Annotated in this window: 14 protein-coding genes and 1 riboswitch; of the genes, 6 read left to right on the top strand and 8 right to left on the bottom strand. The window is 58.1% G+C overall.

Annotation, left to right across the window (positions count from 1 at the left end; translation table 11 throughout):
- Positions 1–10 precede the first annotated feature (10 nt).
- The 3 genes from HNW77_RS04100 (at position 11) to HNW77_RS04090 (ending at position 1,649) form a co-directional block, all read left to right on the top strand.
- Positions 11–469, top strand: coding sequence for a hypothetical protein (locus tag HNW77_RS04100; RefSeq protein ID WP_172155639.1), 459 nt, complete (start codon positions 11–13; stop codon positions 467–469).
- A 208-nt stretch (positions 470–677) separates the two neighbouring features.
- Positions 678–911 carry a DUF2171 domain-containing protein gene (locus HNW77_RS04095; RefSeq protein ID WP_078527963.1) on the top strand — a complete coding sequence of 78 codons (234 nt, stop codon included), beginning with the start codon at positions 678–680 and terminating at the stop codon, positions 909–911.
- A 33-nt stretch (positions 912–944) separates the two neighbouring features.
- Positions 945–1,649, top strand: a complete 705-nt coding sequence (locus HNW77_RS04090; RefSeq protein ID WP_172155637.1) for a M15 family metallopeptidase — start codon at positions 945–947, stop codon at positions 1,647–1,649.
- Positions 1,650–1,768: 119 nt separating this feature from the next.
- Here HNW77_RS04090 and HNW77_RS04085 read toward each other — a convergent pair whose 3' ends face one another.
- Both HNW77_RS04085 and HNW77_RS04080 read right to left on the bottom strand, forming a co-directional pair.
- Positions 1,769–2,092, bottom strand: a complete 324-nt coding sequence (locus HNW77_RS04085; protein WP_172155635.1) for a hypothetical protein — start codon at positions 2,090–2,092, stop codon at positions 1,769–1,771.
- Positions 2,093–2,177: 85 nt separating this feature from the next.
- Positions 2,178–2,504: a helix-turn-helix transcriptional regulator gene (locus tag HNW77_RS04080; RefSeq protein ID WP_172155633.1), complete on the bottom strand. Its 327-nt coding sequence runs from the start codon at positions 2,502–2,504 to the stop codon at positions 2,178–2,180.
- 119 nt (positions 2,505–2,623) lie between these two features.
- Here HNW77_RS04080 and HNW77_RS04075 point away from each other — a divergent pair, with 119 nt between their 5' ends.
- Together HNW77_RS04075 and HNW77_RS04070 are read left to right on the top strand one after the other, a co-directional pair.
- Positions 2,624–2,875: a hypothetical protein gene (locus HNW77_RS04075; RefSeq protein WP_172155631.1), complete on the top strand. Its 252-nt coding sequence runs from the start codon at positions 2,624–2,626 to the stop codon at positions 2,873–2,875.
- A gap of 54 nt (positions 2,876–2,929) precedes the next feature.
- Complete coding sequence (locus tag HNW77_RS04070; RefSeq protein WP_172155629.1) at positions 2,930–3,466, top strand: nucleoside deaminase; 537 nt, start codon at positions 2,930–2,932, stop codon at positions 3,464–3,466.
- A gap of 134 nt (positions 3,467–3,600) precedes the next feature.
- On the opposite strand, the gene HNW77_RS04065 is transcribed toward HNW77_RS04070, so the two are convergent.
- From HNW77_RS04065 to HNW77_RS04040, 6 genes are all read right to left on the bottom strand, one after another.
- Entirely contained in the window at positions 3,601–4,272 is a 672-nt protein-coding gene (locus tag HNW77_RS04065; RefSeq protein WP_172155627.1) for an RraA family protein, read from the bottom strand.
- 168 nt (positions 4,273–4,440) lie between these two features.
- Positions 4,441–5,412: an NAD(P)-dependent oxidoreductase gene (locus HNW77_RS04060; protein ID WP_196781815.1), complete on the bottom strand. Its 972-nt coding sequence runs from the start codon at positions 5,410–5,412 to the stop codon at positions 4,441–4,443.
- A gap of 28 nt (positions 5,413–5,440) precedes the next feature.
- Positions 5,441–6,820 (bottom strand): MFS transporter, encoded by a 1,380-nt coding sequence (locus tag HNW77_RS04055; protein WP_172155625.1) that lies wholly within the window; start codon positions 6,818–6,820, stop codon positions 5,441–5,443.
- A complete protein-coding gene (locus HNW77_RS04050) occupies positions 6,762–7,592 on the bottom strand; it encodes a creatininase family protein (protein ID WP_172155623.1) in 831 nt (276 codons plus the stop codon). The genes HNW77_RS04055 and HNW77_RS04050 overlap by 59 nt, the downstream gene beginning before the upstream one ends.
- 299 nt (positions 7,593–7,891) lie before the next feature.
- On the bottom strand, positions 7,892–9,292 hold the full coding sequence (locus tag HNW77_RS04045; RefSeq protein ID WP_187353162.1) for an L-serine ammonia-lyase: 1,401 nt from the start codon (positions 9,290–9,292) through the stop codon (positions 7,892–7,894).
- A 124-nt stretch (positions 9,293–9,416) separates the two neighbouring features.
- Positions 9,417–9,505, bottom strand: a riboswitch (glycine riboswitch).
- 75 nt (positions 9,506–9,580) lie between these two features.
- The gene (locus HNW77_RS04040) at positions 9,581–10,462 is read right to left on the bottom strand and encodes a LysR family transcriptional regulator (protein WP_275942137.1); all 882 of its coding nucleotides are present in this window, start codon (positions 10,460–10,462) and stop codon (positions 9,581–9,583) included.
- Positions 10,463–11,125: 663 nt separating this feature from the next.
- Here HNW77_RS04040 and HNW77_RS04035 point away from each other — a divergent pair.
- Positions 11,126–13,360, top strand: a complete 2,235-nt coding sequence (locus HNW77_RS04035; protein ID WP_172155619.1) for a TonB-dependent receptor — start codon at positions 11,126–11,128, stop codon at positions 13,358–13,360.
- Positions 13,361–13,426 lie beyond the last annotated feature (66 nt).

Genomic DNA, 13,426 nt, shown 5'->3' with positions numbered 1-13,426 from the left:
CGGTGGAAGCATGAAACGAGTCATTATGGCAGGTGTGTCCCTCTGCCTGTTTTCCGGGCTGGCCCATGCGGCGGGCAACGGGCGGGGCGGTTCGGCCGTCATCACCGAGGCCGAGCGCCATGTGGCCGCCACCCTGCCCGACCCGCATGCTGCCACCTTCCGCAACGCCACGGTGCATGCCATGGATGGCGCATCGGTCGTGTGCGGCGAGATGGCGGAGCACAACCCGCCTGCCGATGGGGTGTACAAGAAATTCGGCTATGTGCAGGGGCAGGATGACCCGGTCATTTTCAGCGGGCGCCCGGTTCCGGCGAAGATCCAGTTCAATGAGGTCAATTCCTGGCTCAATGACAGCATCAAGCTCGAAGACCTTGAGGAAATGGGCTGCGTGCCAAAGGGCACCTATCATCGTTATAATGAACAGCTTAACCAGGTCATGTCGCAGCGCAGCCAGTTTGGTGTGAACTAGGCGGGGACAACTTAAGCCCATGCCGGGCGTTTTGAATCCGCAGATACGCCCGCAGATGCCTGTGCCGGACATGTGCGGCACGGGTGGCCGGGGCTGTGAGTGTGCAGCTCCGGCGCACGGAAGGCGGCCGACAAAGGCTGCCATGTGAGGAAGGGCATGGGGCGGCACGCAGGTGCCAGCCCGCATGCCCGGCAAGGAAAGGGAATTCATGACGGATGTAACGCAGGCCATGCTGGGTCAGGACGTGATCGCGGCGGGTTCGGGCCGCATGGGCACGCTTACGGCAGTCAATACGGATGGCACGATTCAGGTTACCGTTGATGGCCCGGCCGAAAGCGCCTTTACCATTCCCGCCGCATGGGTGCAGTCTGCCGATAACGGCAAGATCCTGCTCAGCCATACGGTGGAAGATGTACAGTCCTACACACCCCCCACGAACTGACCGGCCCGCGTGGCCCCAGCCCCGGGTGCGGTAATGCCCGCACCTGCCTGCGGCCCCGTGCGCGAAGCTGATGACCTGTTTCGCGTAAAGTCGCGTCTCGCGCCTGATGCCTTGCAAGCACTGGCCGCACGGGCGGTGATGCCTGCCTTTGCCCCCGCCCCGAGGGCTGCGGACCTTGTGGACATAACGCAGGTTGATCCGGCGATTGCGCTGGATATCCGTTATGCCTGCAACCGCAATTTTCTGGGCTTTCCGGTCTATCCGGTGGCGCGGGCGTTCCTGCAGCGCCCGGCGGCGCTGGCCCTGTCACGCGCGCGCGGGCTTGCGGCACAGCATGGCTACGGACTGCTGGTTTATGATGCGTACCGGCCGTGGCATGTCACGGCGCTGTTCCGCGCCGCCGTGCCGGAGGCATTGCATGAATTCGTGGGGGACCCGGCCACCGGATCGCGCCACAACCGGGGCTGCGCGGTCGACCTGACCCTGTGGGACCTGGCCACGCGGCAGGTCGTGCCCATGCCATCGGGCTTTGATGAAATGACGCCCCGCGCTTATGTTGACTATGCTGGTGGTGATGCTTTGGCACGGCAGCGGCGCGACCTGCTCGCGCGCATCATGCGCGATAGTGGCTTTATACCCCTGGCCGAGGAATGGTGGCATTTCGACTTCGCGGACTGGGCGCAATACCCGGTGCTTGATCTGTCGTTTGAGGCAGTGGCGCAGGCGGGAAAGAAGTAAAAGCTTTCGGGTGCCGCCTTTTTTCAAATGACGGTGTTCTTTTTTGAAGCTTTTTGAAAAAAGCTTCACCAAAAAATTTTATCTGTATGCAAATGAAAATACCACCTTATTTATAATCGTCAGTCATCATGCAGGGTGCGGTCGATCGTGCGGCCTGCCTTTTCACCCGGCCCCTTGGGCGGGTCGAACGTATCCTGCATCTTGTCACCGAAATGATCGATCTTTTCGCCCGTTGTCTCATGGTGGCGCTTGCATCCGCTTAGCCCCGTGCCGGCCACCATCAGGGCCAGGCCAAGAACGGCGACGGAGCGCAGGCGATGCCGCGCGGCAGGTGCTGCTGTCGCAGGCGCGCCGTGATGCAGGGCGATGCGGAACTGGAGGCGGGCAGGCTCCGTGCCGGAGGGCGTGTGCGTGTGCGTGTGGTGGCGTGTGGCGCTATCCATGCCCGGTATCCTGTTGCGATGTCATTGCACCCTTTAAGTGGCCAGTCCCCGATCCGGTTGCTGCATCACGGGAATGTGAGCGCCGTTAGCTGAACATGGCCCGGCATTCCGGGCACAGCCGTAAAAAGCGGCCATCGGCTACAAAGGCCGTGTCGCAGTTCAGGCAGGTGCGGCGCACCTGGTCGGGGCGGTCCATCGGTATGGCATGGCGGATGCGGTGGCGGCGCAGATGGGCCTCGAGTGTCTTGATGTTCATGTTCAGCCTGCGGGCGGTCTCACGCGTGGAGCAGCCCTGTGCGCGCAGGGCCGCGACGCGTGGGGCAAGGGCAGGCCAGTCAACACGCGGCGGGCGCATGCGGCGTGGCGGGGCTGCGGATGGCGTGGCGGAGGTGATGGTGTGCATGTTTTTCATACACCAATTATGTGCTGAAAAACCACACATACAGCAAGAACTTTATGAGAACATCCGCGCGTCCATCGCTGCCTTCCTGCCTGTTGTGTATTTTGTTCATACACATGGAGCCAGAACAGATGTACAGTTCCTATCTGCCTGCGGGGTGCACGCAGGCTGATATCGATGCCCGATTCGCCCCCGATGAACCCGCCTGGGTCGCCCGCTACATCACCCAGCTTGCCCGCCAGCTTGAGCGGATTGCCGCCATACGGGCCGAACTTGCGGCGGTCCGGTTTGATGGCGCATATGACAGCACCGACATCGTGGGCTACCTTGATGACGAAATGCAGGCGCTGCGCCAGCACATGGCGCACCCCCTGCCGGAATAGGCCGTCCGGGCATGCCCGGACGGGCCGCATCATTGTGCCTGACAAGGAAAGCCCATGACCGACCTGCTGCCCGAACTCGATCACGCGTATTTCCTGCGGCGTGCCTTTGCCGTGGCCGAGCGGGCGCGGCAGGGGGGTGACCATCCTTTTGGCTGCATTCTGGTCGATGCGCAGGGGCACGTGGTGCTGGAGCAGGGCAATGGCTACACCGCCGAGGGCGGGGACATGACCGCCCATGCCGAGCGCCTGCTGGCCACGCAGGCCTCGAAGCGCTTCCCGCCTGCCGTGCTGGCGTCGCACACCCTGTACACATCAGCCGAGCCGTGTGCGATGTGTGCGGGTGCGATGTACTGGAGCGGTATTGGCCGCGTGGTTTTTGGCCAGAGCGAACGCAGCCTCAAGGACATGACGGGCAACCACCCTGAGAACCCGACCCTCGACCTGCCCTGCCGCACGGTGTTTGCCGCAGGGCAGCGCCGCGTGGAGGTTATCGGCCCGCTGCTTGAAGCCGAGGCCGCCGCCCTGCAGCAGGCATTCTGGAAACAGGGCCACGCCGGGAACGCGCAACTGGACCATAAGTCCGCTGAATAAGCTGGCTCCGGGAACATGAGGCTGATTGTGAAGGTCAGACCGGCCCAGGCCTCATGTCATGCCCGGCGCATGGTGCGTGAACAGGCTTCACAATGCGTGGGCTTCATGCCCTGTTCCCGGTATGAAAGAGGCTGTCAGCAGCCTTCCCTGACTTTGGTTGAAGCACCGCTGCGTTCGCCAAGCAGGATTTCCCTGGCACGGAACATGCGCTCGCTTTCCTTGCCGCGGGCCTGAACCGCCAGGGCGCGGCGGGCTTCGGCCTCTGCTTCCGCCGGGGGCAGGACCACCACGCCGCTGTCATCGGCCAGAACGTAGTCCCCCGGTTGCACCACGGCCCCGCCAATTGATACCGGCACATTCATCCGCCCGCCCAGATCATAGATTCGCGTGGTAATGGGCGCTATGCCCGCAGACCAGATCGGCAGGTCGGATTCCTCGATTTCGGCAATATCCGTTATGGGGCCGTCCACCACGCCTGCCGTGGCGCCCGATGCCTTGACCGCCGCAGTGACGCCGCCGCCCCAGCAGGCGTAACGGTCATCGCCTAGGCGATCAATGAGAAGAATGTCACCCGGCCGGAGCAGCCCCGCCGCATGATGAAGAAGCGTTGAATCCGGGCCGGGAATGGCCAGGGTGACAGCGGTGCCGACAACATGACGGCCGCGCAGCATGGGCTGGATGCGACGATTGCAGAACCCCATCAACCGCCAGTGCCCGATCGTGGCGGTTTCTACACCATCAAGCAGGTCCATGACCTCCTTGCTGCCCTGGGCAGGCATGGGGTTTACGATATATTTGGGAAGCATCTTCATATCCTTGGAATTATTGGGATCAGGCCGCGAAAGCGATTGCCGGACCGCGCACGAAACAGGCCCCCTGTCTGGTAATGTAGTGCGCATGCCTAGTATGTTTTACATGCATAAGCCGAAGTGGATGCAATCTGTACTGATCCCTGAGCGGCATGGATTTTGTCATTACACCAGCACATCAAGGGCAGGGGGTTCCATGCCGGCCTCGACGCATTCCAGATTGCCAATCATTCTCTTCACGCTTGGCGCATAGGCATCAGCGGACGAGGCCCCGATATGAGGGGTCATGACCAGGTTTCTGGTGTGGCGGAAGGGATGATCCTGCGGCAGGGGTTCCGTGGCAAAGACATCAAGGCCCGCGCCGCGCAGGGCGCCATTTTCCAGTGCCTCGATCAGGTCATCCTCCACGATCAGGCCGCCGCGCGCAGTGTTGATGAGGATCGCGTTCTTTCTCATCAACTGCAGGGACTGCCTGTTGACCATGCCAGCGGTGTCGGCCGAGAGCGCGCAATGGAACGAGATGACATCCGAGCGGGTGAAAAGATCTTTCCGGTCGACATATGTCACACCGAGTTCGCGCTCTTCCGCCGGGTCCAGTCGTGTCGGCTTGTTGTAAAGGATGGTGCAGCCGAAACCCCTGACCAGCCTTGCAACCTGCTTGCCAATATATCCCAGCCCCACAAGGCCGATGGTTTTGCCAGACAGCGTCATGGAAGGCGCGGGCAGGCGGCCTTTCAGCCACTCCCCATGTTCAATGCCGACATGACCGGTCACGATGTTACGTTGCAGGGCCATGATGAGCGCCAGGGCTGTTTCAGCGACTGCAACCGCATTGCTTCCTGTCGTGCGCAGGATTCTTACCTTCAGTTCCCTGGCAGTGGCGAGGTCGATATTGTCGTAACCGACACCCCATTTATGCACCGCCTTCAGGCCGTTTGCCGCGCCCGCGCGTAGCATGGCCGCCGTAACCGGCACATCACCCGTAATGGCGTATGTCGCATGGGAAATGGCTTTGATCTGATCTTCTTCACCGCGTGTCGCGCTGGTTGCGAGTTCCCATCCGGCCGGGAGGAAGGCACTGAATTTTTCCATTGCCGAAGGCGTCATCGGGTCAAGTAAAACAAGTCGTACTGTCAAGGATACGTTTCCTTTCACGATTATGATTTCATGAATTTGGCAAAAAATTATCGTTCTTTACATTGGCCCGTGTGCCCATGAACCATATGGAGATGCCGACGGCGGCATAGATGGCCGGAATGAACGCAACGACCGCCCAGTCGTGCTGGTGCTTGAAAAGCATTTCAGACCACACCGGTGCGACAGAAGAAACACCGTTGCCCATCAGCGCCGTGCAACCCGCCACCAGAGCCGTATGTCGGGGGAAGCTCTGCACATGCGACCATGTCAGGACCTGGCACAGCCCTACGCTGCCCATTGCACCGACCGCAAAGACCATGCACAGCCACAGCGAAGGAGACAGGATGGCCCCCGCCATGCAGCCTGTCGCCCCTGTCAGGCCAATGATGCGCACCAGACGAGAGGGAAAGGGGCGTGCTGCCGTTTCACGCCGTTTCATGTATTTGATTGTGGCCCCGGATATCAGGACGCCAATGTAAAGCGCGATGCTGGGAACGGAGAAAAGGCGCCCGGCCTCAAAACTTGAAATATTGAACCGGGACATAAGAAAATGCAGGAAGTTGACATGACAGAATCCCTGCACGCCGCTGACGCATCCATAGAAAAGGGCGATCTGGACAACGGGGAAAAGCGCTATTTTTTCTTTTTCTTGTGAAACAACTTTTGATTTTTTCTTTACAGGTGGCTCGATCGTGGGGCCACCATAGCACAGGAAGATGATGACACTGAACACTAGGCCAATGGCACCATAAATCATGAAGCAGTACCGCCACCCAACGGTATGAAGGACGTAGGCGGTCAGAACACCACTAACGGCATAGCCAATATACAGCCCGCCCAGCAGGGTTGAACTGGCAGCTTCGCGTTCCTTGTCGGAGAAGAGCAGCTTGAGGGCAAAGACGCAGGCCACCCAGTCCGGGGCCTGGCCAATGCCCAGCAGGATCCTGACCGCGAAGAACCCCTGCGTGCTTGTTTGCAGTGCTGTCAGTATGGTGGCAAGCGACCAGAGCAGGCAGGCCCCCGAAAGCGCCCAGCGCACGCCTACCTTATGGGTGAACCATCCTGCCGGTACCTGCAGCAGGGCATATATTCCCGTTGAGATCGTAATGAGTTCGGCCATTACGACCGGGTCGATATGGATGGCCTGCTGCACCTGCGCCGAGCTGATTGTCAGTGCCGTCCGGTCAATGCCAAGAACAAAATTTACAGGGACGAGGAGGATGAATAATAAAAGCCATCTGTTTTTAATAATATTCATTCGTACCTCGGTTTCATGTCCCGGAATGTGCCATTTTGGGCACAAAGACAGGGGATTTTCCCGTTTTTTCGTTCGTGGCGGGGTGGGTATATTACAGGATGGCTTTTCCCGTTTCCGGGTCGGAATGGCTGACAACATGCGCCGCGACATCAGCCCCGATCCTGATCAGTTTTTCCACCAGTGCCGCGCCGGTCTGCGCCGTGCACAGGTGCGGATCCCCCTTCGAGACCCCGTTGCGTATGGTATCGCCTCCATCAAGCGGAACAGTGATGCTGCCTTCGCCAATAGCCAGCGATGTAAAGCCGGTTACGGGCAGGCCCCATACTTCCCGTGGCGCAGGCGTGCCGGAAGGCATGTATTCCGGGCGCACGAGATCGGGGAAGAGGTGCATGACAATGCTGGTCAGCGGGTTGCATCCATGCCCGCTAGTCTTGGCGGCCATTTCCTTGCCGATAATTTCGGGAAGGAGTGCGTAACTCACGCGCCATAGATAGAGCGCGGGGATGATGATGCCCTTGTCGAGCCATACTTTCTGCGTGGCGTCATTGATGACGCCGCAATTGCCGGCATGGCCGTTTATAAAGACCACACGCGTCAGGTTGTGGCGCAGCAGGCACTCCAGCATGTCATCTACAACAGCGCGCAGCGTGGATTGCGACAGCGCAATGCCGCCGGGCATGTAACCGAAATAATCCGCCCCGCCAAATGGAACGACGGGCGCCACGTAGGTTTCCGTTCCTTCCGCGCTTGCCTGTTCGGCAATCAGCCGCGCCACGCGGTCGGCCGACATGTAATCTCCCATGGGAGCATGGGGGCCCTGATCTTCAAAACTGCCCATGGGCAGCAGGATGACAGGTTTGCGGGCGGCGGCTTCGCGCATTTCCGTCGCGGATAATTCCGCAAGGTAGTATGAAGAGGGCATGAATTTTTCCGTAAATTGTGCAGTTATCTGATGAAATAAAACACAAATATGATCGTGCTTTATTGCGTTTGTGCATTATTGAAACATTCGTCCATCCATGATCTGCTAAAGGTGGAGGAATGGCACGCCGGTGCCGCGTCATAAAATCAGAAAGAGTGATCCATGCCTGCGTCAAGCGGATGGATGTGATGTCCTGATTGTATTTTATCTGTGAAATTCGTTTCGATACAATAGTGTAATATTAAAATTTAACGCAATTCCATCGTGGGGGGATGCCAGCATCGGCGCGTGCATGCGCGTCAGCATTCGACGACATTAACAGCCAGGCCGCCAAGGCTTGTCTCCTTGTATTGTGCTGCCATGTCGCAGCCGGTCTGTCGCATCGTTTCGATTACCGCATCAAGTGAGACAAAATGCGTACCATCCCCGCACAGGGCGAGATAGGCGGCGTTGATCGCCTTGATCGCCCCCATCGTGTTGCGCTCGATGCAGGGGATCTGCACCAGGCCCCCTATGGGGTCGCATGTCAGGCCCAGATTGTGTTCCATGCCAATTTCTGCGGCATTCTCGATCTGTTCGATCGTACCGCCCAGGGCTGCGCATAGCCCGGCTGCAGCCATCGAGCACGCAACCCCGACTTCACCCTGACAGCCCATCTCCGCTGCAGAGATCGAAGCCTTTTTCTTATACAGGATACAGATTGCCCCCGCCGTCAGCAGGATTTTCCGTACACCCAGAGGAGTGGGGGATGGCGTGAAACGCTCATAATAACGCAGCACCGCCGGGATAACCCCCGAGGCGCCGTTGGTCGGCGCCGTGACAATGCGGCCTCCTGCCGCGTTTTCCTCGCTTACCGCAAGCGCCCACAGGCTGACCCACTCGAACATGGATTGCATGTCCACGCGGTTCTTGTGGCGCAGGGCGGAAAAAATCTGGTGCGCCCGTCGCCGGACCTTCAATTTGCCGGGTAGCGTGCCGTTGGTCTGGCATCCTTTTTCAATGCAGTTGGACATGGCGGTGCTGACGGAGTCCACAAAGCGCACTGTCTCTGCTTCCGGGCGAAAGGCCGCTTCATTGGCCATCATCACTTCCCACAGGGCAAGCCCGGTGCGTTTGCATGTTTCGAGCATGTCCGTGCCGGAGTGAAAGGGATAAGGCAGCACGTGCATGGCACGCGGTGGCGGCGTGCCGGGCTTGATGATCGTGCCCCCGCCAATTGAATGATAGACCTGCCCGATTACCGTGCCATCGGCAAAAGTGGCACTGAACTGCAGCGTGTTGGGGTGGCCGGGATGAAAGCGCTCCCGCAGGAAGTGAATATCTGCGTGCATGTCGAAGGGAACAGGCATTTTTCCATCCAGCAGGAGCGTTCCGTTCCGCCGGACGTCTTCCAGATGCAATGGCACCCGATCAGGGTCCACTGTCTCGGGCTGCCAGCCGAGCAGGCCGAGGATGACAGCCGTATCCGTGCCATGCCCCTCTCCCGTAAGGGCAAGTGAACCGAACAGCTGGCAGGAAAGACGGCATGGCTGGCCATGGCTGGCCGCCCAGGTGGCGAAATCATAGGCCGCCCGCATGGGGCCTACGGTATGTGAACTGGAGGGACCAATACCGATTGTATAGAGATCGGTAATGCTGAGTGTATCTGTAATGGTAGAGTGGTTTTTGGTGATGGCCGTTGTTTCGGGTTGAGCAGTCAAGGCAGCACTCCTCCCTCTGCTTTAACGAGCAGGGTTGTCAGGTGCCCCTTCTGTCGGTTGGCCTGAGATCATTATCCCGTCGGCGGACGCATACCGATATCGGTTGACGCCACTTTCCAGAAGTTATTGTTGAGAGGTTCTTTTGCCTGAGAGTTTCCGGGGCGGTTGCTCCTTCGGCGCTGGAGTGAACCAGACTCTCCCACCTCAACAGTTCGATCATTAATAAAAAATAACGACCTGTCAACGCCATAATATAGAGAGGGAAATCAACGTTTTTGTGTGCCTGTCCTATCCGTTCATATCTCCCATAATTATTTCAAGGACATGCCGCGTTGCTTCTTTCATGGAGCGGTCACGGGCCCAGATCATGCCGAAATGCATATATAATTCATTGTGTAACTGCCGGTGGCCAGTGTTGAGGCGCATGGGAGCCTGCTTCGGGTCTGCGCAGATCAGCAGGGCGTTCGTGGCTTCATGAATGCACTGGAGGCCGAAGGGCGAGTTCACCTCAATGGTGATGGAAGGCGGGGGCAGCCCATGGGTGGCCAGCATCGCGTCAAAGCGTTCACGCAGGGCCAGGCCCCGCATGGGCAGCATCCACAGGCGGTTGACGAATTCCGGCCAGCGGCGCAGCACCTCGGAAAAAGGGATATAGGTGTCATTGTCGCGCACCACGCATATCTGCGCGCACAACTGCATGCTTTGCAGGCGGGGCCAGGATTCGACCTGCAGCAGGTCGACAAAAATCAGGTCAAACAGCCCGGCTTCCACGCCCATCATCAGCGGCCTGCGCATGCCGTACTCACATATGACGTTGAGGAAGGGCGATTCGTTCTTGATGGAGGCAATCCAGCGTGAAAGCCGGTTCTGCAGCGGGGGGGCCTGGAAGCCGATCCGTATCGTGCCGTGCAGGCCGCCATCCACGCCGGACAGGTCGGCTGTCAGCCGATTGAGTTCCGCATCGATCTTGCGGCCTGCCGTGAGCATGCGGGTGCAAAGTTGGGTGGGAATGAGCATTCCGAGCTTACGTTCAAAAAGCTTTCCACCCAGGATCGTTTCTATCTCGATGCAGGCCTTGGAAACGGCGGCAACCGTGACATTCATCCGTTCCGCCGCAAGGCGCATGTTGCGGGTGGTTTCCATTATTTCAATGCAATGGAAATGCCTCATTTTAAGGAGGCGTTTGATGTCGCTACGGAGTTCCTGGTTCATTTCGGTCGGTGCCTTCGGGGCTGTCGGCCGGGCTTGGCGAGGAGAAGAGGGCTGGGGCACGGTATCGTACCCCGGTGACAGGGAGAATGTTATACTGATGAGACAAAATTGTCACATCTATATTCAGATAGTGTTGTAACATTGTTGAATCTCGAGATCTGCCAGACAGATCAAAAATCATTAAAATTCAGTAATTTACTGCAGTTTCCAGACTTTTTTACTGGTGGCGCTCAGGGTGCGCGTTAGCAGGTGTCATGTTCTGCACAGGCCATATGATAGGTCACGCAGCCATAAATGAAGGATGTGAATCAAATAAAAACAATGGCTTGAATGGATATCCATCAAGCCTTTCCATTCTGATGCCAATCCCGTTTCAACTTTCTGGTTGATGTAAATCAATTCTAATTTGTTTCGTAGCAGAAACTTATTATGAGACATTGATGGTGGTTTTTGGTGGTGACGTTTATGGCAGTCCGGCGCGTACAGCATCTGTTCCTCAGGATTCATGAATTCACAGGTCAAGGTGTGTAGGAAATGAAGCGGTATCGACAAATAATATTAAATGCATTGGTCATAAGTGCGTTTTCCCCACTTCCGCTGGCCGAGGCCGTGGCCCAGTCGGTGAAAAAGACTTCGGTACATCCAGATCCGCTGGCCAAGAACCAGCGCCGTGCCCCACTCTCTGCCGCGCAGCACCGCCAGACTGGTGCGCCTGTTGCGCAGCAGGAAAACATCCGTGTCCAGATGGCGCGCCAGTTTGCGTTTACGCGCCAGCAGCAGGTCGCTGACTCCAACACCCGCATTTCGGCCGATACACTGGTCCAGCGGCGCGTGGTGGCTGTAACTGACCTGCAGGCGCTCGCGCCCAATCTGACCATCCAGCCCATGAAAGGCACCCAGAGCGTCAACTACCACCTGCGTGGTGTCGGGTTTGATGACTATTACGAAAACAACATGTCATCCGTCATGGTGTATCTTGATGACGTGGCCTATCCGTTTAGTTCCATGACGGATGGCATGATGTTCGATATCGCCGGTGTCGATATCGCACCCGGTCCGACCGGTTTCACGCATGGCATGGCTGATACCGGCGGTGAGGTGAGCCTGCACACGGCCGATCCCACGCCGCAATGGCATGGTGGCATTACGGAAGATATCGCCTCCTATGCCCGTTCGCGCACCACGGGTTACGTGTCGGGACCGCTTTCAGATACCGTCTCCTTCCGTATCGCGGCATCCACCTCCCATGGCGGCGGCTGGCAGTACAACCCCACCAATGGCGAGCATCTTGGTGACCAGGACCAGACCTCCATCCGCGCCAAGCTCAAATGGACGCCGGATGACAAGACCACCGTCATGATCGGCGGCCACTGGACAACCGACAAGTCCGAGCTGATCAATGGCAACCCGGTCCTGAACCTTGATCCGTCATGGCAGAAGCTGCCCACCTATACCAGCTACCGGCAGACCGAGTGGGACATACGCCCGCAGTTCGCCAAGCTGATCGGGCGTCCGGACAATCTGAAGCCGTCGGAAGACAATATCTTCTGGGGCGCGGACGTGCGCTTCGTGCGTGACCTGAATTTTGCGAAATTCCAGAGCGTCTCCGCTTTCGAGACCGAGCGGCAGAGCGAATATTCCGATGAAGACGGCTATGACGCCGCCACCGGCGATACCTATCGTAACGTTGATGCCACGGCATTCTCGCAGGAGGTCAAGCTGCTCTCGCGTGAGGACAGGAAGCTGCAGTGGGGCGTGGGCATGTACTACCTGCGTTCGCAGATGCACCAGCAGTTCTTTTCCGACTTCACGCAGTATATTGGGCGTGGTTACATGTCCAATACGTATTATGACCAGAACCAGCAGACATTCTCGCAGTATGTGAATGTTTCGTACAAGCTTCCGTTTGGCATCAAGCTGTTCGGTGGCCTGAACCATGAATCCGACGACCGGCAGATCTTCAATTACCACACCATCCAGTACGGCCATGCCAGCTACAGCTTCCTGCCCGAAGGCACGCTGACAAACCAGCTTGGCGGCATGCTCGGTATCCAGAAGCAGATCAGAAGTAATCTCATGATGTACTTCAAGATCAGCAAGGGCTTCAAGCCGGGTGGCTTCGCGGCCAACAACACGGTCCGCCAGGAGCAGCTCAAGCCCTTCAAGCCTGAATCGGTACTGTCCTATGAGCTGGGCTTCAAGAGCGATCCGATCCCCGGGAAGCTACGCCTCAATGGTGCGGCGTTCTATTATGACTACCATAATCAGCAGCAGGTTGAATCCTTCCTCCTGCCCAATTACGGCATGCTGGGCGCTTATGTGAACATCCCGCATTCCAACATCTGGGGTGTCGAATTCAACGCTGAAATCCACCCGTTCCGCCATCTGTACATCAACCAGAACCTGGGCTACCAGCGTGGTACCTATTCGGTGTTCAATGCGCTCGATACGACAAGGGTCAACAATTATCACAGTGCTACGGGTATCTATAAGGCCTTTTACAAGGACTATAGCGGCGAGGACATGGGCAGCCCCAAGCTGACCCTCAGTGGCTCGGCCGCCTACCGCATCCAGCCAATTCCCAAATATGAAGCGGAGCTGGGCCTGAACTGGAGCTACCGTGACTCGCAGGCCATGACGCCTGGCGGTAACGGCGTCTATCGTCTGCCGCCATACTTCCTGCTGGGAAGCTATGCGAGCTTCGGGCCGACGAGCAAGATGTGGAGCGTCACGGTGTATGCCACCAACCTGCTCAACCGCCAGTACAGCCTGACCAGCTCTTCCGATACCACGACCTACCAGCATGTGCCCGGTGAGCCACGTTTTGTTGGGGGACGCTTCAGCTTCAACATGTAAGCATAAATAAAAAGAACCATGAGTGTTGTCACAGGTCTGGCTGTGGCCCGTAGCAGCATGCCGGAT

The organism is Komagataeibacter melomenusus (assembly GCF_013155395.1).
GTDB classification, from domain to species: Bacteria; Pseudomonadota; Alphaproteobacteria; order Acetobacterales; family Acetobacteraceae; genus Komagataeibacter; species Komagataeibacter melomenusus.
The sequence above is the reverse complement of the archived record's forward strand: the minus strand, read 5'-3'. Positions and strand labels throughout refer to the sequence as shown.

Coding starts and splice junctions, on each gene's coding strand:
- HNW77_RS04100 (WP_172155639.1), top strand. CDS start 11: ATGAAACGAGTCATTATGGCAGGTGTGTCCCTCTGCCTGTTTTCCGGG.
- HNW77_RS04095 (WP_078527963.1), top strand. CDS start 678: ATGACGGATGTAACGCAGGCCATGCTGGGTCAGGACGTGATCGCGGCG.
- HNW77_RS04090 (WP_172155637.1), top strand. CDS start 945: ATGCCCGCACCTGCCTGCGGCCCCGTGCGCGAAGCTGATGACCTGTTT.
- HNW77_RS04085 (WP_172155635.1), bottom strand. CDS start 2,092: ATGGATAGCGCCACACGCCACCACACGCACACGCACACGCCCTCCGGC.
- HNW77_RS04080 (WP_172155633.1), bottom strand. CDS start 2,504: ATGAAAAACATGCACACCATCACCTCCGCCACGCCATCCGCAGCCCCG.
- HNW77_RS04075 (WP_172155631.1), top strand. CDS start 2,624: ATGTACAGTTCCTATCTGCCTGCGGGGTGCACGCAGGCTGATATCGAT.
- HNW77_RS04070 (WP_172155629.1), top strand. CDS start 2,930: ATGACCGACCTGCTGCCCGAACTCGATCACGCGTATTTCCTGCGGCGT.
- HNW77_RS04065 (WP_172155627.1), bottom strand. CDS start 4,272: ATGCTTCCCAAATATATCGTAAACCCCATGCCTGCCCAGGGCAGCAAG.
- HNW77_RS04055 (WP_172155625.1), bottom strand. CDS start 6,820: ATGTCGCGGCGCATGTTGTCAGCCATTCCGACCCGGAAACGGGAAAAG.
- HNW77_RS04050 (WP_172155623.1), bottom strand. CDS start 7,592: ATGCCCTCTTCATACTACCTTGCGGAATTATCCGCGACGGAAATGCGC.
- HNW77_RS04040 (WP_275942137.1), bottom strand. CDS start 10,462: ATGAGGCATTTCCATTGCATTGAAATAATGGAAACCACCCGCAACATG.